This is a genomic window from Pseudomonas sp. AC112 (genome assembly GCF_979253545.1).
Map to the genome: position 1 here is coordinate 6,286,513 of NZ_CEEDCM010000001.1, position 15,545 is coordinate 6,302,057.

At 61.2% G+C, this 15,545-nt stretch carries 16 protein-coding genes; 8 read left to right on the plus strand and 8 right to left on the minus strand.

Features of this window, described 5'->3' with window-relative positions; genetic code table 11:
• Positions 1-21: 21 nt before the first annotated feature.
• The 3 genes from AC0IYN_RS28820 to AC0IYN_RS28830 all read right to left on the minus strand — a co-directional run bounded on the left by AC0IYN_RS28820 (position 22) and on the right by AC0IYN_RS28830 (position 1,226).
• Entirely contained in the window at positions 22-192 is a 171-nt protein-coding gene (locus tag AC0IYN_RS28820; RefSeq protein ID WP_406597161.1) for a metallothionein, read from the minus strand.
• An 88-nt stretch (positions 193-280) separates the two neighbouring features.
• Positions 281-733, minus strand: coding sequence for a DMT family transporter (locus AC0IYN_RS28825; protein ID WP_406597160.1), 453 nt, complete (start codon positions 731-733; stop codon positions 281-283).
• Positions 734-737: 4 nt separating this feature from the next.
• Positions 738-1,226, minus strand: a complete 489-nt coding sequence (locus AC0IYN_RS28830) for a DMT family transporter (RefSeq protein ID WP_078047922.1) — start codon at positions 1,224-1,226, stop codon at positions 738-740.
• Positions 1,227-1,344: 118 nt separating this feature from the next.
• Between AC0IYN_RS28830 and AC0IYN_RS28835 the strand changes: the two genes are divergently transcribed.
• Entirely contained in the window at positions 1,345-2,277 is a 933-nt protein-coding gene (locus AC0IYN_RS28835) for a LysR family transcriptional regulator (protein ID WP_406597159.1), read from the plus strand.
• Between the two features lie 212 nt (positions 2,278-2,489).
• On the opposite strand, the gene AC0IYN_RS28840 is transcribed toward AC0IYN_RS28835, so the two are convergent.
• The 3 genes from AC0IYN_RS28840 to AC0IYN_RS28850 form a co-directional block, all read right to left on the minus strand.
• A complete protein-coding gene (locus AC0IYN_RS28840) occupies positions 2,490-3,812 on the minus strand; it encodes an Nramp family divalent metal transporter (RefSeq protein ID WP_078047920.1) in 1,323 nt (440 codons plus the stop codon).
• Positions 3,813-3,853: 41 nt separating this feature from the next.
• The gene (locus AC0IYN_RS28845) at positions 3,854-5,407 is read right to left on the minus strand and encodes a DUF726 domain-containing protein (protein ID WP_471844462.1); all 1,554 of its coding nucleotides are present in this window, start codon (positions 5,405-5,407) and stop codon (positions 3,854-3,856) included.
• Between the two features lie 103 nt (positions 5,408-5,510).
• Positions 5,511-6,308, minus strand: a complete 798-nt coding sequence (locus AC0IYN_RS28850; RefSeq protein WP_406597157.1) for an AraC family transcriptional regulator — start codon at positions 6,306-6,308, stop codon at positions 5,511-5,513.
• 107 nt (positions 6,309-6,415) lie between these two features.
• On the opposite strand from AC0IYN_RS28850, the gene AC0IYN_RS28855 reads away from it, so the two are divergent.
• The 5 genes from AC0IYN_RS28855 (at position 6,416) to AC0IYN_RS28875 (ending at position 11,631) form a co-directional block, all read left to right on the plus strand.
• On the plus strand, positions 6,416-7,201 hold the full coding sequence (locus tag AC0IYN_RS28855; RefSeq protein ID WP_406597156.1) for a crotonase/enoyl-CoA hydratase family protein: 786 nt from the start codon (positions 6,416-6,418) through the stop codon (positions 7,199-7,201).
• Positions 7,202-7,281: 80 nt separating this feature from the next.
• On the plus strand, positions 7,282-8,241 hold the full coding sequence (locus tag AC0IYN_RS28860; RefSeq protein ID WP_406597155.1) for a diiron oxygenase: 960 nt from the start codon (positions 7,282-7,284) through the stop codon (positions 8,239-8,241).
• Between the two features lie 45 nt (positions 8,242-8,286).
• On the plus strand, positions 8,287-10,191 hold the full coding sequence (gene asnB, locus AC0IYN_RS28865) for an asparagine synthase (glutamine-hydrolyzing) (RefSeq protein ID WP_471844465.1): 1,905 nt from the start codon (positions 8,287-8,289) through the stop codon (positions 10,189-10,191).
• 53 nt (positions 10,192-10,244) lie between these two features.
• Positions 10,245-11,147: an EamA family transporter gene (locus AC0IYN_RS28870; RefSeq protein WP_078047914.1), complete on the plus strand. Its 903-nt coding sequence runs from the start codon at positions 10,245-10,247 to the stop codon at positions 11,145-11,147.
• Between the two features lie 82 nt (positions 11,148-11,229).
• Positions 11,230-11,631 (plus strand): RidA family protein, encoded by a 402-nt coding sequence (locus AC0IYN_RS28875; RefSeq protein ID WP_100491029.1) that lies wholly within the window; start codon positions 11,230-11,232, stop codon positions 11,629-11,631.
• Here AC0IYN_RS28875 and AC0IYN_RS28880 read toward each other — a convergent pair.
• Complete coding sequence (locus AC0IYN_RS28880; RefSeq protein ID WP_471844468.1) at positions 11,621-12,517, minus strand: LysR family transcriptional regulator; 897 nt, start codon at positions 12,515-12,517, stop codon at positions 11,621-11,623. The genes AC0IYN_RS28875 and AC0IYN_RS28880 overlap by 11 nt on opposite strands.
• A gap of 32 nt (positions 12,518-12,549) precedes the next feature.
• On the minus strand, positions 12,550-12,855 hold the full coding sequence (locus AC0IYN_RS28885) for an XRE family transcriptional regulator (RefSeq protein ID WP_122726305.1): 306 nt from the start codon (positions 12,853-12,855) through the stop codon (positions 12,550-12,552).
• Positions 12,856-13,041: 186 nt separating this feature from the next.
• On the opposite strand from AC0IYN_RS28885, the gene AC0IYN_RS28890 reads away from it, so the two are divergent.
• Both AC0IYN_RS28890 and AC0IYN_RS28895 read left to right on the plus strand, forming a co-directional pair.
• Positions 13,042-14,850: a monovalent cation:proton antiporter-2 (CPA2) family protein gene (locus AC0IYN_RS28890; RefSeq protein WP_471844471.1), complete on the plus strand. Its 1,809-nt coding sequence runs from the start codon at positions 13,042-13,044 to the stop codon at positions 14,848-14,850.
• 72 nt (positions 14,851-14,922) lie between these two features.
• Positions 14,923-15,477: a DcrB/PsbP domain-containing protein gene (locus AC0IYN_RS28895; protein ID WP_457247808.1), complete on the plus strand. Its 555-nt coding sequence runs from the start codon at positions 14,923-14,925 to the stop codon at positions 15,475-15,477.
• Positions 15,478-15,545 lie beyond the last annotated feature (68 nt).

The window sequence follows — 15,545 nt, forward strand, 5'->3', positions numbered from 1 at the left end:
CTCCTACATTTTTGACCGCATTCAGCCCTTGGCTGACTTCGCGCACTCGCAGCCGGTGGCCGCTGCACACGGTTCACCATGGGCATGGTGCTCGGCGCAGCCCTGGCAGCAATAGCCCTTGCCGTCCTTCATTATCGCATCGGCTCCCAGCACGCACTTGCAGTGTGGGCAGGCACAGGTTTTATCTGGCATGTCAGACTCCTTCTTCATGGTCGTCCCGGTGCGGCGGGCGCCGGCACCTTAAGCAGTGACTGTGGCCCGCCGTCGATGGTTCAAACCATCAGTCGGTGCGCGTATTGCTGCGGTACATGAACACCAACGCCAACGCCAGGCAGGCCATCGCCACGATCCGGCTGCCCGACAATTCGATAGCCGGGTTGCCCAGCCAGCCAAAATTGTCGATCAACATGCCCATGCCCAATTGGCCGACGATCACCGCGACGGTCGCGACGGCCGTGCCGACCACCGGCACCGCGCCGACCATCACCATCATGTACACCACGCCGAACAACGCGCCGGTGAGTTGCCATTTCGGCACCTGCAACAGGCTCACTGACTGGGCGGGTTCAAAGAACAGGATCAGCAACGCGGTGACAATCGCCCCGACCACAAAGGTCACCAGGCTGCCACGCAACACACCTACGGTCTGACCCAGGCGACCATTGATAGCCGCCTGCACACTCAACACCGCACCGGCGGCAACCACAACAACCAATAACAGAATCAGATTCATCGCCTTAACCCCGTGCAATCAGAACAAGTGCCACCACAATCAACGCCAGGGCAATCCAGCGTTCACCATTGACCCGCTTGCGCGCTGTGCCGAACCAGCCGAAATGGTCGATCAACACACTCTTGCCTACCTGGCCGGACAAAATCGCGATCATGGTCATCGCAATGCCGATATGCGGCGTGGCGAGCGTGAGCACCACCACGTAGATCGGCCCCAGGAAACCGCCGATCAACTGCCAGCGCGGCAGCTCGGACAGCGCCGGGCCCTTTTGCGGGCCACTGAACAACAGCAGCAGATACAGGATCGCCGAGCCCACCCCGAAAATGCTCAGGGTTGCCCACAGATGGCCGACCTGCACACCCAGCGGTCCGAGTAACCCCGCCTCCACCGACAGGCCCATGCCGGCCAGGATCACCAGCGGCAGCAACAGCAGCCGCAGGGCATTTTTCTTCGGTTTGGCGTGCGCCACGCCCTCAACAGCACTTGCTTGCATACATCACCTGCACATCAACGAAGGATTGGATGACGCGCATTATCCGGTGGCCGTCCTGTGCGATAAATGGGAGCATGCCGACAACACCTTTGCGCAAAACGCACAACCTGGAGGCATGATGCAAGGCCTGAATGAATTGAGCTTCAAGGCGCTGCGCCTGTTTGTCGCCGTGCTGGATTTCGGCAGCTTTTCCGAAGTGGCCCGCCGTGAGGGCCTCGCGCCCTCCTCCATCTCCCGCCAGATACAGTTGATGGAACAGGCCCTCGGCCAACAGTTGCTGTACCGCCACACCCGCGCGGTCAGCCCTACCGAGGCCGGACGCCTGCTCGGGCGGCATGCGCGGTTGATGCTCGAACAACTCGAAGCCGCCGGCCAAGCCCTGCAGGAACAGGAAAGCGAACCCAGCGGCCTGGTGCGCATCAATGCGCCGATGGTCTTCGGCCAGCGCCACATTTCCCCATGGTTGGGCGAGTTGTGCCGGCGCTACCCGAAGCTGCAACTGGATATCCAGCAGACCGACACCTACGTCGACCCCCTGCAAGATGGCACCGACCTGCTGTTCCGCATCGGCGTACTCAACGACTCCAGCATGCAGGCACGCATCTTCGCGCCCCAGCGCTTTCGGATTGCCGCCAGCCCTGCCTACCTGGCCCGGCATGGCACGCCCCAACACCCCGACGAACTGAGCAACCACCAGTGCCTGGCCTACAAAGGCATCACCGGCCAGCAACGCTGGTTCTTCCGCAAGGGCCAGGGAGACTGGACACCCTATAGCGTCAAGGGCCCGATCACCGGCAACCACGCCGACACCCTGACCCACGCCGCCGAGCAGGGGCTGGGGCTGGTGGTGTTTCCTTCCTGGTTGATCGGCGAAGGCCTGCGTGCAGGCACTTTGCACGCGGTGCTGACGGAGTACGAAGTGGCGACGACCCTGGAGCCGCAGCAGATTGCGGCGCTGTGGCCGGGAAGCCGGCGCCTGTCACTGAAGGTGCGCACGGTGATTGATTACTTTGTTGAGTGTTTTGGGAGTGTGCCGTATTGGGATCGGTGACCTGTAGAAGCGCACCACTGAGGGCATTTCCTACCTCAAAAAGTAGGTAGGATCTGATTTTGCCGGCCAGTATTTTTGGGCAAAGCGTAGTGCGGCAGACGTGGGCAACTTCCGCGATGGGACAGCGTTCATGAATACGACATGCGCAGGAACTACGGTGACGTTAGATCAAGCACACGCTGGACACAGGTCCTCTTGATCAACCTGAACTGTCAACCCAACACCCACTGCCCAATCAACCAGGCATTCGCCCCGCTGATCACTGCAAACAGGAACCACGCCAGCAACCGGGTGGGCAGGCGATTCACGAACGGCCCCATCAGCTGTTTGTCGCCGGTCATGCGGATCAATGGATACAGCGCAAACGGCAACTGCAGGCTGAGTACCACCTGGCTGAGGATCAGCAGCTTGCCAATGGCATCGTCGCCCATCAGCCATACGCCCAGGAATGCCGGGATCAGCGCCAGCCCGCGCGTGATCAGGCGCCGTTGCCAGCAGGGAATGCGCAGGTTGAGGTAGCCCTCCATGATCACTTGCCCGGCGATGGTGCCGGTAAAGGTGGAGCTTTGCCCGGAGGCCAACAGGGCGATGCCGAACAGGATGCTGGCAAACGCGCCGCCCACCAGAGGATCGAGCAGGTGGTAGGCGTCCTGGATTTCCACCACGTCGGTGTGGCCCGTCTTGTGGAAGGCGGCGGCGGCGAGTACCAGGATCGCGGCATTGACCAGCAAAGCCAGGGCCAGTGAGCCGATGGTGTCGATACGCGCCAGCTTGACCGCGTCCTGTTTGCTGGCGAGGTCCTTGCCGATCAGGCGGGTTTGCACGATGGAGCTGTGCAGGTAGAGGTTATGGGGCATTACCGTGGCCCCGAGAATACCGATGGCCAGGTACAGCGGCGCAGCATCGCTGATGGCCGACAGCGATGGGGTGAAACCACTGAACACATCGGGCCAGTAAGGTTTGATCAGGACCAGTTCGATGAAGAAACACACGCCGATGGTGGCCACCAGCGCCAGCATGATCGCTTCAAGGCGGCGGAAACCGCGGTTCTGCAGAGCCAGGATCAACAAGGTATCGAAGGCAGTGATGACAATGCCGGTGGTCAGTGACACCCCCAGCAGCAGGTGAAAGGCCAGGGCACAGCCGAGTACTTCGGCGAGGTCGGTGGCAATGATGGAGATTTCCGCAAGCACCCACTGGGTGCGTGCGGATCGCTTGCTGTAGCGCTCACGGCACAGTTGCGCCAGGTCTTTTCCGGTGGCAATGCCCAACCGCGAGCACAGGCACTGCACCGCCATCCCCGCCAGGCTGGCCAGCAACACCACGAACAGCAGGTTGTAACCGTAGCGTGAGCCCGCCTCGATGGCCGTGGCCCAGTTGCCTGGGTCCATGTAGCCAATGGAGATCAGCAAGCCTGGGCCGGCGAACATCAGCGCGCGCTTGAAGAACGAAGCCTTGGGGTCAACGGCGACGGAACCGGCGACTTCCGGCGGGCAAAAGGGGGCGGTAGCGATTTTTGGCAGGCTGAATTTCACGCGGTATCCCAGGCAAACACACTCGATAGAGACGCAGCTTATCAGTCGGATGCGACCGTGCGCATCACCGTCTCCCGTGGCAAGTCGAACGCTTCGACCACTTGCACCACCAGGTCCATCTCCTGGTTCAGCGCTTCACGCTCCATGCGCTGGCGGATCACACCTATCACCAGCACCGCCAGGGTGGTGATTGAATACGCCGGGCCGGAAAATGCGCGGACCCCGCTCACCAGCAGCATCGCTGCGGCCAGTGCCTGGCCCACCACCGGGATGGCCGTGGCCGCGCCACGACGCAGGATAAACCCGGTCAACCCGGCGAGCGCCGTGCCGCTCAACGCGGTGGTCGCCGATCGGCCGACATCGAAACGGTTGAACAAGCCCTGCTCCTTTTGCGCGGCGGCCTTGAGTTCGGCGTCGAACACCTGGCGGTCAGCGTTGCTGAGTTTGTCCTTGTACTGCTCGATGAGCTTTTCGGCGACCTGGGCTTCAAGGTCGGCCAAGTCGACGGTATTGAGCGGCTCATCGAATTTGATACCCAGCCGCTGCACCACATCTTCGGCGATCTGGCGGTAACTCACGCCGTGGCCACGGGCAAGGTTCATAAAGCTGTCGCCGCCCATGCGCTGCAACTCGATGGCCAGCTTGAGCGGCTCGCGCACTGTGGCGTCGATGGTCGCACTGCGCTTTTGCGCCATCAGTTCAGCGAGAAACTTCAACTCCTCGGGCCGCGCCTGCACCAGCGCCGGAAACAGCTCCGCGTCCTCTTCGGCAAAACGTACCTGCGGGCTGCGCTGGTCGGAGCGGATCATGCCGCGCCGCTCGTGCAACAGGTCGGTGTACTGCACCACCGTCTGCAACTGCGGCCAGTAGGCGGCATGATCGAAGGTCGCCAAGTGCACGTTGGTGACCTTGGCCTTGAGCGCCGGCGTTACCGGGATCGCATAGCGGCCGATGCAACGCTCGGTATCCGGTTTCAGGGCCAGCGCCCAGTCTTTGCTGGAGTGGCAATTGATCACGCGCCCGCTGAGCGGCGCCGATACATCATCCCACGGGCTCGACGTGCAGATCGCCCCGCCCATCAACAGCAGATTGTCCAATGGCAGCTCACGGGCGGTCTCGGGATTGGCGAGCAGGCTCTTGACCAGAATGCGTGCGCCAAGGGAATGGCCAATCAGGTTGATACGCCGGACTGCCAGGGACTCGCCGTGCAGGTAATTGGCCAATTCGGGCAGCAAGCTCCTGGCGACCTCGTCCACCCGTGCCTCGACGCTTTTGTAGTGATCGAGGAAATACGCAATTGCCTTGCCCACCCCGACAGTCGCCGCGCCCAGGCTGCCGCCGCCAAGCATTGCGCCGATCACATCCTTGAACGGTGCAAACAGGTTCTCCAGGAAATGCCCCGCCGGCCAGAACAGCATCAGGTTGGTGGAGCCCTCGATGCCCGCCAACTGCGCCTTGAAGCTGCCCAATTGTTGCCGGTTGAAGAACGCCGAATAACCGTGAACATAGAGATTGAGCACATCGCCCTGAGGCTCGCCGCACAGTAGGAACGTGGGCTTGCGGGTGCGGTGCATTTCATCCCACTGGTGCTGCATGGGGCGGTGACTCCTGGTGACAAGGGACGGCGATAGTAACAAAGGGCGCGGCTCAACGTCGTACCGCTGGGGCAAAAGGCACCACGTTGGCCCCCTCTTCCTTTCAGAAGATGGAAGCCGCCTTGGACTTGGCCAGGTATCGCGCCGGTGAATCGCCCAGGTTACGGCGGAACACCGAGGTGAACGCGCTGGAGCTGCTGAAACCCAACTCGAACGCCACATCGGTAATGGACGAGCCGTGGCTGAGCCGCGCCGTCGCCTCCAGCAGGCAAACCTGCTGACGCCACGACACAAAGGTCATGCCCGTGCACTCACGAAAGTTACGCGTAAAGGTGCGCCGGCTCATGCTCGACCAGTCTGCCATCTCGCAGATGGAGATTTTCTGTGTGGGCGCTTCAAGAAAACGCTGACAAGAACGGGCCAGCCGCGATTCCGAAGGCAGCGGCGCGCTCAACGGCAGCTCGGGCATGGTGCCGATTTCGTCGACCAGCAAGGTCAGCACGCAACGATCGCGCACGCTGGGCGAGGCCGATGGCCCAATCGCCAGCGCCGCCTCCAATAGATGGCGCAACAGCGGCGAGACGCCAAACACCTGGCAATAGTCCTGCAAACCGGCGCGTCGGGCCGCGTCGTCATCCAGGTAGGTATTGAGCATCACCACATCGCCGCGCATGTGCATTTCGTGCGACACCCCGCCCGGCACCCAGATCGCCCGCTGGGGCGGCACTACCCAGTTACCCAGGTCGGTGAACATTTTCAACGCGCCGGTCGAGGCGTAGGCGAACTGCCCGCGCCGATGGGTATGCCTGGGAAACACAGTGCCGGACGGGTATTCGCGCAGCGTCACCACCGCTTCGGGGCTATCGGGTTCATAGGGCGAAAAAGTGAAGGTCGGCGGCATGGCCCGATTTTGTCAAAGTATGACCTGACATAGCAAGCGGGCCATTAGTCTGCCACCTAGAATCGTCGCTCCCCAAGTTGGGTTCATATCGAAGGGATATTCGGAAAATGAGTGTCAAAAACTACTTGGACGTAAGCGTAGACGGCGCCGTTCTGATGGTGGGACTCAACCGCCCGCAGAAGCGAAACGCCATGTCTCTGGAAGTCATGCACGAACTGCGCGATACCTTCACCAACATACCCGAAGGTATTGGCGCCGCCGTGCTCTACAGCACCAGCCAGCATTTCTGCACGGGGTTGGACCTGTCGGAAATCCGCGATCAATCGGTCATCGATAACGTCCAGGCCTTCCGCGAATGGCACAAGACCTTCGAACTGATCCAGTTCGGCAAGGTGCCCGTGGTCGCGGCCATTACCGGCGCCGCCATCGGTGGCGGGCTGGAAATCGCCACCGCCTGCAGCCTGCGCGTCGTGGATGACAGCGCCTTCTTCTCGCTGCCCGAAGCCATGCGTGGCCTGTATGTCGGCGTCGGCGCCTCGGTGCGTTTCCCGCGCATCGCCGGTATTGCCCTGATGACCGACATGATGCTCACCGGCCGCACGCTCTACGCCAAGGAAAGCTATGAACGCGGCGTGGCGCAGTACCTGGTGCCGGTCGGCCAGGCGGTGCTCAAGGCCACCGAGCTGGCGCACAAGATCGCCGGCAACCTGCCCATGACCAACTACGCGGTGACCCACGTGCTCCCACGGATTGTCGATCAGAGCCAGCAGGACGGCCTGATGACGGAAGCCTTGATTGCCGCAGTGGTGTCGTCCGACACCCGCACACAGGATCGCCTGGCGGACTTCCTGGATCGCAAGAAGGACAAGATCCAGACCGCGCCAGCGGTGTAACTCCCGGTCGTGAACGTTGCCGGGCGCCCCTCGGCAAACCATGGATGGCCTTCACAACTCACTATCAACCCGGTGAAACCATGTTTCAGCACAGCACTCTAGACGATCTTTATCGCAGCAATGACGCGACCGATGAACGATTGATCAAAATCGAACGCAGCTGGCATAAACGCGCACAGATCAAGCTCGATTCCCAACGCCCGGATATCCAGCTGGACCTGCAAGCGCCGGACTTTCTCGAGGCCCTGTTACCTTTCGCCCATGACCCGCATTACCAGGATTATCCCCATGCCCTGAAGCTGCTGATCCTGTCGGCCGGCTGGGTCATCTACAACCAGAAAACCATCGCCATCGAAACCGAGATCATCTGCCCGTCCTGCATCGACCTGCTGCAGTTGGGCTCGCGCCTGAGCTCCGCCAGCGCCGCGACGATTTCCGAAACCCTGGCGGATGAGGCTTATCACACGCTGTTTTCGATCAACATGTGTGAGCTGGCAATTACCCAGCGCGGCATGCGCATCAAATGGCCAGAACTGGAATTGACCCGCCACCTGAGCCAGGCCCAGGCCACCCTGTCGGAGGCGGACTTCAAGGTCTACCGCCTGGCCTTTTCGCTGGTCTCGGAGACCTTTATCAGCGACTACCTGGCCGACCTCAGCGACGCGCCGGACATCCAGCCGGTGTTCCGTCACGTGGTGGCCCTGCACAAAAAAGACGAGCTGGTGCACAAGCACATCTTCCCGCTGTTCGTGCAGCAGGTGGTCGGTGACTTCACCGCGCAGCAAACCGCCTTGTTCACCCGGGGCATCGCCAACTCGATCCGGATCTTCCCGATGCGCGAGATTTCGGCGTGGCGAATCATCCTGCCGCAACTGCTCGAAGTGTTCGGCGACCAATCGCTGCTGCTACCGACTCAATTCACCGAGACCGGCGAAGCGGACTACTCGGCCATGCCCGAGATCCTCAGCTCCATTGGCATACACCCCGAAGCGGTGCTGCCTGAGCTGCCCGTGATGAGCGAACCGGCCATCACCGTTTGAACCCAGCGTGCTGCTGACCCTCACAATTTCATAAGAGTAAATGTCATGTGTGGATACATTGGCGTCTTTGCCAAACAACCTCGTGCGTTCAACCCCAACATGTTCGATGCCGCCCTGCGTGCGATCCATCACCGTGGCCCGGACAGCTCCAGCCAGTGGTTCGACCCCAAGGGCCAGGCCGCCTTCGGTTATGTGCGCCTGGGCCTGGTCGGCCTGGGCAACGGCACCCAGCCGATCGTCGCCGACGAAGGCGACCTGGTGATGATGGTCAATGGCGAGTTCTATGACTATCAACGCATTCGCGCCGAGCTGGAGGGCGACGGTTGCCGCTTCAAGACCTCGTCCGACAGCGAAATCGCCATGCACCTGTACCGCCGCCATGGCGTCCGCGGCCTCAAGCAACTGCGCGGCGAGTTCACCATCCTGATCTTTGATCGTCTGCGCAAAAAGCTGTTTGCGGTGCGTGACCGCGTGGGCGTCAAGCCGCTGTACTACACCGAGCATGAAGGCGCCTGGTACTTCGCGTCCGAAATCAAAGCCTTGCTCGCCGCCGGTGTACCCGCGCAGTGGGACCACGAAGCCTACGCCAACCGGGGCTTTATCCTGCGCGACCGGACTGTGTTCAACAATATTCGCAGCGTAAAACCCGGCTGCTGGATCATCGCTGACGAAAGCGGCCTGCAAACCGAACAGTACTGGGACTGGGATTTCCCCGACGCCCAGGCCACCGAGCAACGCAGTGAAGCCGAGATGATCGACTCGCTGCGCCACACCATCGAAGAATCCGTGCGCCTGCGCCTGCACGCCGATGTGCCGGTGGGCGTGTGCCTCAGCGGCGGTCTGGATTCGTCGGCCATGCTCGGTATTGCCACCGAGCTGACTGGCCAACCTTTGCAGGCATTCCACCTGTCCTTCGAGGGCGAGCAAGCCTACGACGAACGCCAATACGCCGAAGTGGCCGCCCGGCACAACCGCGCCCACCTCAACGTGCTGTCGGTGAACTCTTCCGACATGGCGGACAACTTTGAAAATGCCCTGTGGCATGCCGAGATGCCCTTCGCCAACGCCCATAGCGTGGCCAAGTACCTGCTGTGCAAATACGTGCAGAGCCAGGGCATGCGCGCGGTGCTGACCGGTGAAGGCGCCGACGAAGTCTTCGGTGGCTACCCGCACTATCGCCGCGACATGGTGCTGTACAACCACGAAAACCAGGACCCGACGGCCATCGCCGAACTCACCCGGCGCCTGCACGCCAGCGAAGATCGCTACCTGCCCGGTGCCAGGAACGATGTGAAATGGGTGCAGGACGAACTGGGCCACGGCGTGTCCTGGCTGCAAACCCAATCGGCGTTGTTCGGCCCCCTGGCGCAGCTGTACCACGATGACTTCCGTGAGCGCTTCAGCAATACCGATGCCTATCGCGAGTTCTACGACCGCCTGAGCCCACGGGCGCTCAACGGTTGGGAACCGGTCAATCGCTCGCTGTACGTGGTGGCCAAGTCCAGCCTGCCCAACGTGGTACTGACGTCCCTGGGCGACCGCATGGAAATGGCCGGCAGCCTGGAGGGCCGTCCGCCACTGCTGGATCACCAGGTGATCGAGGCGGCGTGCCGCTTGCCGGTGAACATGAAAGTGCGCGGCGCCACCGAAAAATACGCCCTGCGCGAGGCCATGCGCCCATACGTGCCGCAAGCCGTGCTGGACCGCAAGAAACAATACTTCCGCGCGCCACCGGCGTCCGAAAGCCCGCAATCGAAGCTGTATGAAATGATCAACGACGTATTGAGCGGCCCGGCATTGAGCAACGTGCCGTTCTTCGATCCACGTAAAATACGCGCCTTGCTGGCAACCCTGCCAAGCTTGTCCCCCGCCCAACGCGCTTCGGCAGACAACCTGCTGATGGAAATCGCCGGGCTGTGCCTGATGCAAAAACGGTTCGCCTTGAACTGACTTCCCGGTGGCGCACCGCGTTTGCGGTGTGCCGCCTGACCCAAGGAGGGTCCATGCTGAAAAAACATTTATCACTCGCCGTGCTCGTCACCCTGGTATGGGGGGTTAACTTTCCCATCACCAAATTGGGCCTGCGTGCCATCGACCCATTTGTGCTTACGGGTATCCGCTTCGCCCTCGCCGCCCTGCCGCTGGTGTTCTTTATCAAGCGCCCCGCCGTCAAGTTCAGCTATGTGGCCGCCTACGGCTTCATCTTCGGGCTGGGCATGTGGGGCGTGATCAACTACGGCATCCAGGTGGGGGTGAGCCCCGGTATTGCTTCATTGATCATTCAACTCAGCGTGTTCTTCACCATGGGCTGGGGCTTTGTGCTGTTCAAAGAGAAAATCCGTGGCGCGCAGATGGTCGGCGCCGTGTTGGCCTTGGTCGGCCTGGCAGGGATCATCTCCACCCAGGAAGGCAACCACGCCGTGCTGGGCGTCATGCTGATCGTGCTCAGCGCGGTGGCCTGGAGCGTGGGCAACGTCATCATCAAGAAATCCGGGGTCAAGGAGATCTTCTCGTTCATGGTCTGGGCCAGCCTGATCCCGCCGATCCCGCTGTTCCTCACGGCCTGGTTGATGCACGGCGGCGCCGCCTTCGAGGGCTTGCAAACCAGCCTCGACCTCACGGCGGTCCTGTCGATCCTGTTCCAGGTGTACCTGGCGACGCACTTTGCCTACTGGGGCTGGAACTCGCTGCTCAAGCTGTACCCGGTGTCTACCGTGGCGCCGCTGTCGTTGCTGATTCCGGTGTTCGGCATCACCAGTTCGATGCTGATGCTTGATGAGCGCATTTCTACGCCCAACCTGATCTCCATCGGCATCATCATCGCGGGGCTGGCTGTGGGCCTGTACCGCAAGCCGGTCAACCTGGCGCCTGCCGAACCGCAACCGATTGTCCATATGGATAGATAGTCATGGCATAAATTCGGGATTTTGTTCGCGTATTGGCTGCTTTAACTTGGGTCCGGTCTTGTACTGAACGTGAGGAAACACCATGAGCACGCCCGAATTTTTTGTCACTCCAGGCTACGGCGATTACATGCGCGAGCACCTGCATTACTCGCAAGCAGTAAAAGTCGGTAATCGCGTGGAAACCTCAGGCCAGGGCGGCTGGGACGATGAGTTCCAGATTCCCACCGACCTGGCCGAGGAAATCGCCCAAGCGTTCCATAACCTGGAACGCACCCTGGCCACCGCCGGCGCACGTTGGGAGCACGTGATTCACGTCAACTCCTACCACGTCGGTGGCTTCCCCCCCGAAGTCAACGAGGCGATGGTCAAGCACTACCGCCAGTACATGCCCCACCATGCGCCGATCTGGACGCAAGTCGGTGTCGAATCCCTGGGTTTGCCGACCATGCGCGTGGAAATCCGCGTGACCGCGATTATTCCCTGACCCCGAACGTCCGTATCACCCACTCGACAAACACCTTGAGCCGCGCGCTCTGGTGACGATTGGGTGGGTAAAGGATATGCAGCGGCGTGGCCGGGCGCGACCACTGCGGCAGCACGCGTACCAATTGGCCGCTGTCCACGTAGTACTGAACGATGGATTTGAAATGCTGCCCGACGCCCAGCCCGGCGAGCAGCATTTCCTTGAGGCCGTTGCCTTCATTGGTGGAATAGGCGCAATCGCCCAGTTCGATGCGCCTGTCACCCTGCTCGAAAATCAGCGGCTCCGCCTTACCGGATCCGGCAAAAAAATAGCCGGCCTTGAGATGGTTGTGCGCCAAATCCTCCGGGGAAACCGGCACACCTCGTCGCTCCAGGTAATCAGGAGCGGCACAGGTCAGGTATTCCAGATCGACTATCTTGCGCCCGATCATCGCCATGTCATCCAGCTTGCCGGCGCGGATCACGCAGTCCACCCCTTCCCCCACAATATTCACCGAACGATCACTGATACCCAAGGCAATGGTGATATCGGGATACTCGCGATGAAAATCCACCAGCGCCGGAATCAGCAGGCAATTGGCAAACGACGCCGGCGCATCCACCCGCAGATGCCCGCCAGGCTTGAGGACTTGCCCGCGGATGGCGCTGTCTACTTCGTCCAACTCTACGACCAGGCGCCGGGCATGTTGGTAATACTCCAACCCCTCGGACGTTGGCGCCAAAGCCCGTGTGGTGCGGTGCATCAGCTTGATGCCGAGGTGCTTCTCAAGGTCGGTGATCAGCTTGCTCACGGTGGAGCGCGGCAGCGCCAACTGGTCGGATGCACGACTGAAGGAGCTGGTTTCGACGACGCGAACAAAGGCACGCATGGCGAGAAGTTGGTTCACAAGGATGACCTTCTGGATAGCTGCAACCGCTTTCAGCAGGCGAAATTGTCGATCTTGACCTGACCATCGGGAAACGTGGCAATAATCTCCAACTCGCCGCCCATCGCGCGGATATAGTCGCGCAACGTGCTGATGTACATGTCGGTGCGCCGCTCCATCTTGGAGACGGCCGCCTGGTTGATGTTCAGTGCTTTAGCCAGGCTCGCCTGGCTTAACTGCTGGGCTTTGCGCAGCTCATGCAGTGGCATTTCCTGCAGATGCTGCTGAAACAACAGCTTGGCTTCGGCCCGGGATTGCGGCGTCATGCGCGCTTGCAGTTCAGCGAATTTCTTAGCCATGGTGACGGCCCTCCCAACCAGCATTCGACCGCACAAAATATTCCACCAAAGGAATAAAAAATTCAACCTGTCAAAAAGCGTTTTACCTGAGTCTCTTCCCATCCCGCTCAAAAACACAATTTTCGAAATGTAAAAAGCGCTCTAATACACCCCTGTTGATTGGTTTTAGAGATCCTGGAGTTCGCAATGCCCCATGAAGGCAACCTGTTACAAGCAGCGGTGGTGTTCCTGCTCGCCGCCGTGCTGACCGTGCCCCTGGCCAAGCGCCTGCAATTGGGCGCGGTGCTGGGCTATCTGTTCGCCGGTGTGATCATTGGCCCGTCGGTGCTGGGCCTGATCGGCAACCCGCAAAGCGTCGCGCAGTTCTCCGAGCTGGGCGTGGTGTTGCTGTTGTTCATCATCGGCCTCGAACTGTCGCCCAAGCGGTTGTGGGTGATGCGCAAGGCCGTGTTTGGCGTCGGCCTGGCGCAGGTGCTGCTCACCGGGCTGGTCATGGGGGTGGTGGCGCTGTGGCTGTTTGGCCAATCGTGGAACAGCGCAATTGTGCTGGGCCTGGGCCTGGCGCTGTCGTCCACCGCGTTTGGCCTGCAAAGCCTGGCCGAGCGCAAGGAACTGAACCAACCCCACGGCCGCCTGGCGTTTGCCATCCTGCTGTTTCAGGACATCGCCGCGATCCCACTGATCGCCATGGTGCCACTGCTGGCCGGCAGCGATCACCCGACCACCGAAGCCCAGGGTTTGCAGCATGTGTTGCAGATTCTCGGCAGCATCGCGGTGGTGATCATCGGCGGACGCTACCTGTTGCGCCCGGTGTTTCGCATCGTTGCCAAGACCGGCCTGCGCGAAGTCTCTACCGCCACCGCGCTGCTGGTGGTGATCGGTACGGCGTGGTTGATGGAACTGGTCGGCGTGTCCATGGCCCTCGGCGCCTTCCTGGCCGGCCTGCTGCTGGCGGACTCGGAGTACCGCCACGAACTGGAATCCCAGATCGAACCGTTCAAGGGCCTGCTGCTGGGCCTGTTCTTTATCAGCGTGGGCATGGGCGCCAACCTCAGCCTGCTGATCAGCGCGCCGCTGGTGGTGATCGGCCTGACGCTGCTGCTGATCGGCCTGAAACTGCCGCTGCTGTATGCCGTGGGCCGCATGGTCGGTGACCTCAATCGCGAAAGCGCCCTGCGCCTGGGCGTGGTGCTGGCGGCGGGCGGTGAGTTCGCCTTCGTGGTGTTCAAGATCGGCCGCGACCAGGGCCTGTTCGAACCACACCTCTACGACATCCTGGTGCTGACCATCACCCTGTCCATGGCGGTGACGCCGTTGCTGCTGCTGGTGTGCCCGAAGCTGTTCAAGCCCAAGGTCAAGCCGGTGGAAGTGCCGGAGGAATACCGCACCATCGAAAGCGACGCCCCGCGCGTGGTCATCGCCGGCATGGGCCGTATGGGCCAGATCGTGGCGCGGATCCTGCGCGCGCAGAACATCTCGTTTATCGCCCTGGACACGTCGGTGGAAACCATCGAACTGACCCGCAGCTTCGGTGGCATGCCGGTGTTCTACGGTGACCCGCAACGTCCCGAGATCCTGCACGCGGCCAAAGTCGACCAGGCAGAGTTCTTCGTGATCGCCATGGACGACCCGGAGATCAACATCAAGACTGCCGAGCTGGTGCGCAACCTCTACCCGCACATGAAAATCATCGCCCGCGCACGTAACCGCCAGCATGTGCACCGTCTGGTGGACCTGGACGCCTCGCCGATTCGCGAGACGTTCTATTCCAGCCTGGAAATGAGCCGCCGCACCCTGGTGGGCCTCGGCTTGAGCCAGGCCCAGGCCGACGCGCGTATCACCCGCTTCAAGAACCACGACCTGCAAGTGCTGGCCGCGCAACACGCGGTGTACGACGACGCCGCCAAAGTGATGCAAACCGCCCAGGAAGCGCGGGCAGAACTGGCGCGGCTGTTTGAGATGGATCGACTTGAGGAAGAGTCCGACAAGGTGTGAGGCTGCAGGTGAACGATTTTGCGAAATTTCTGACAGAATACGCCGCAATTTCGTTCATCCCTGGAGCGCTTCATGGCCACTTTCACCAAGACCGCCGTCCTGCTGGCCCTCGCGCTGACCGCCGGCAGTGTATTCGCCGCATCCAAGCCGTCCACGCAAACCATCTCCACCTTGGGCGGCAAATTCACCTTCAACCTGCCCAAGGCCTATGCCGCCGACACGCTGCCAGCCGGCAAGGCCGAAGATGGCACTGCCGATACCCAAGGCACGATGTACGCCAACCAGACCACGAAAAGTGTGGTGATCGTCGCCGAAACCGTGCGCAACGACGGGGTAACCATCGGGGATAACGACGCGACATTCCTTGATGGCGCCGTGGCCGGCTTCGTCAAGGACCAGAGCGCAGCGCTGCCTGACTTCAAGAAACAGGCCGAGAAGAAACTGACCTTCAAGGGCCTGGGCCTGCGCCAGGTGGACAGCACCGCCACCCAAGGCGGCGGCAAGACGCTGAACTCCACGTTCCTGGGCGGTTCGGGCAACCACCTGCTGGTGATCCAGGCGATCTCGCGGGCGGATGATGCGAAGGGGCATGCGGCGTTGGTGAAGCAGATTACCGGCGGGAAATAACCTGATCTCCCAAACAACTCAACTCTAATGTGGGAGCTGGCTTGCCTGCGATAGCGGTGCATCAGTCA

Coding starts and splice junctions, on each gene's coding strand:
- AC0IYN_RS28885 (WP_122726305.1), bottom strand. CDS start 12,855: ATGGCTAAGAAATTCGCTGAACTGCAAGCGCGCATGACGCCGCAATCC.
- AC0IYN_RS28855 (WP_406597156.1), top strand. CDS start 6,416: ATGAGTGTCAAAAACTACTTGGACGTAAGCGTAGACGGCGCCGTTCTG.
- AC0IYN_RS28820 (WP_406597161.1), bottom strand. CDS start 192: ATGCCAGATAAAACCTGTGCCTGCCCACACTGCAAGTGCGTGCTGGGA.
- asnB (WP_471844465.1), top strand. CDS start 8,287: ATGTGTGGATACATTGGCGTCTTTGCCAAACAACCTCGTGCGTTCAAC.
- AC0IYN_RS28860 (WP_406597155.1), top strand. CDS start 7,282: ATGTTTCAGCACAGCACTCTAGACGATCTTTATCGCAGCAATGACGCG.
- AC0IYN_RS28890 (WP_471844471.1), top strand. CDS start 13,042: ATGCCCCATGAAGGCAACCTGTTACAAGCAGCGGTGGTGTTCCTGCTC.
- AC0IYN_RS28895 (WP_457247808.1), top strand. CDS start 14,923: ATGGCCACTTTCACCAAGACCGCCGTCCTGCTGGCCCTCGCGCTGACC.
- AC0IYN_RS28850 (WP_406597157.1), bottom strand. CDS start 6,308: ATGCCGCCGACCTTCACTTTTTCGCCCTATGAACCCGATAGCCCCGAA.
- AC0IYN_RS28845 (WP_471844462.1), bottom strand. CDS start 5,407: ATGCAGCACCAGTGGGATGAAATGCACCGCACCCGCAAGCCCACGTTC.
- AC0IYN_RS28870 (WP_078047914.1), top strand. CDS start 10,245: ATGCTGAAAAAACATTTATCACTCGCCGTGCTCGTCACCCTGGTATGG.
- AC0IYN_RS28830 (WP_078047922.1), bottom strand. CDS start 1,226: ATGCAAGCAAGTGCTGTTGAGGGCGTGGCGCACGCCAAACCGAAGAAA.
- AC0IYN_RS28875 (WP_100491029.1), top strand. CDS start 11,230: ATGAGCACGCCCGAATTTTTTGTCACTCCAGGCTACGGCGATTACATG.
- AC0IYN_RS28825 (WP_406597160.1), bottom strand. CDS start 733: ATGAATCTGATTCTGTTATTGGTTGTTGTGGTTGCCGCCGGTGCGGTG.
- AC0IYN_RS28835 (WP_406597159.1), top strand. CDS start 1,345: ATGCAAGGCCTGAATGAATTGAGCTTCAAGGCGCTGCGCCTGTTTGTC.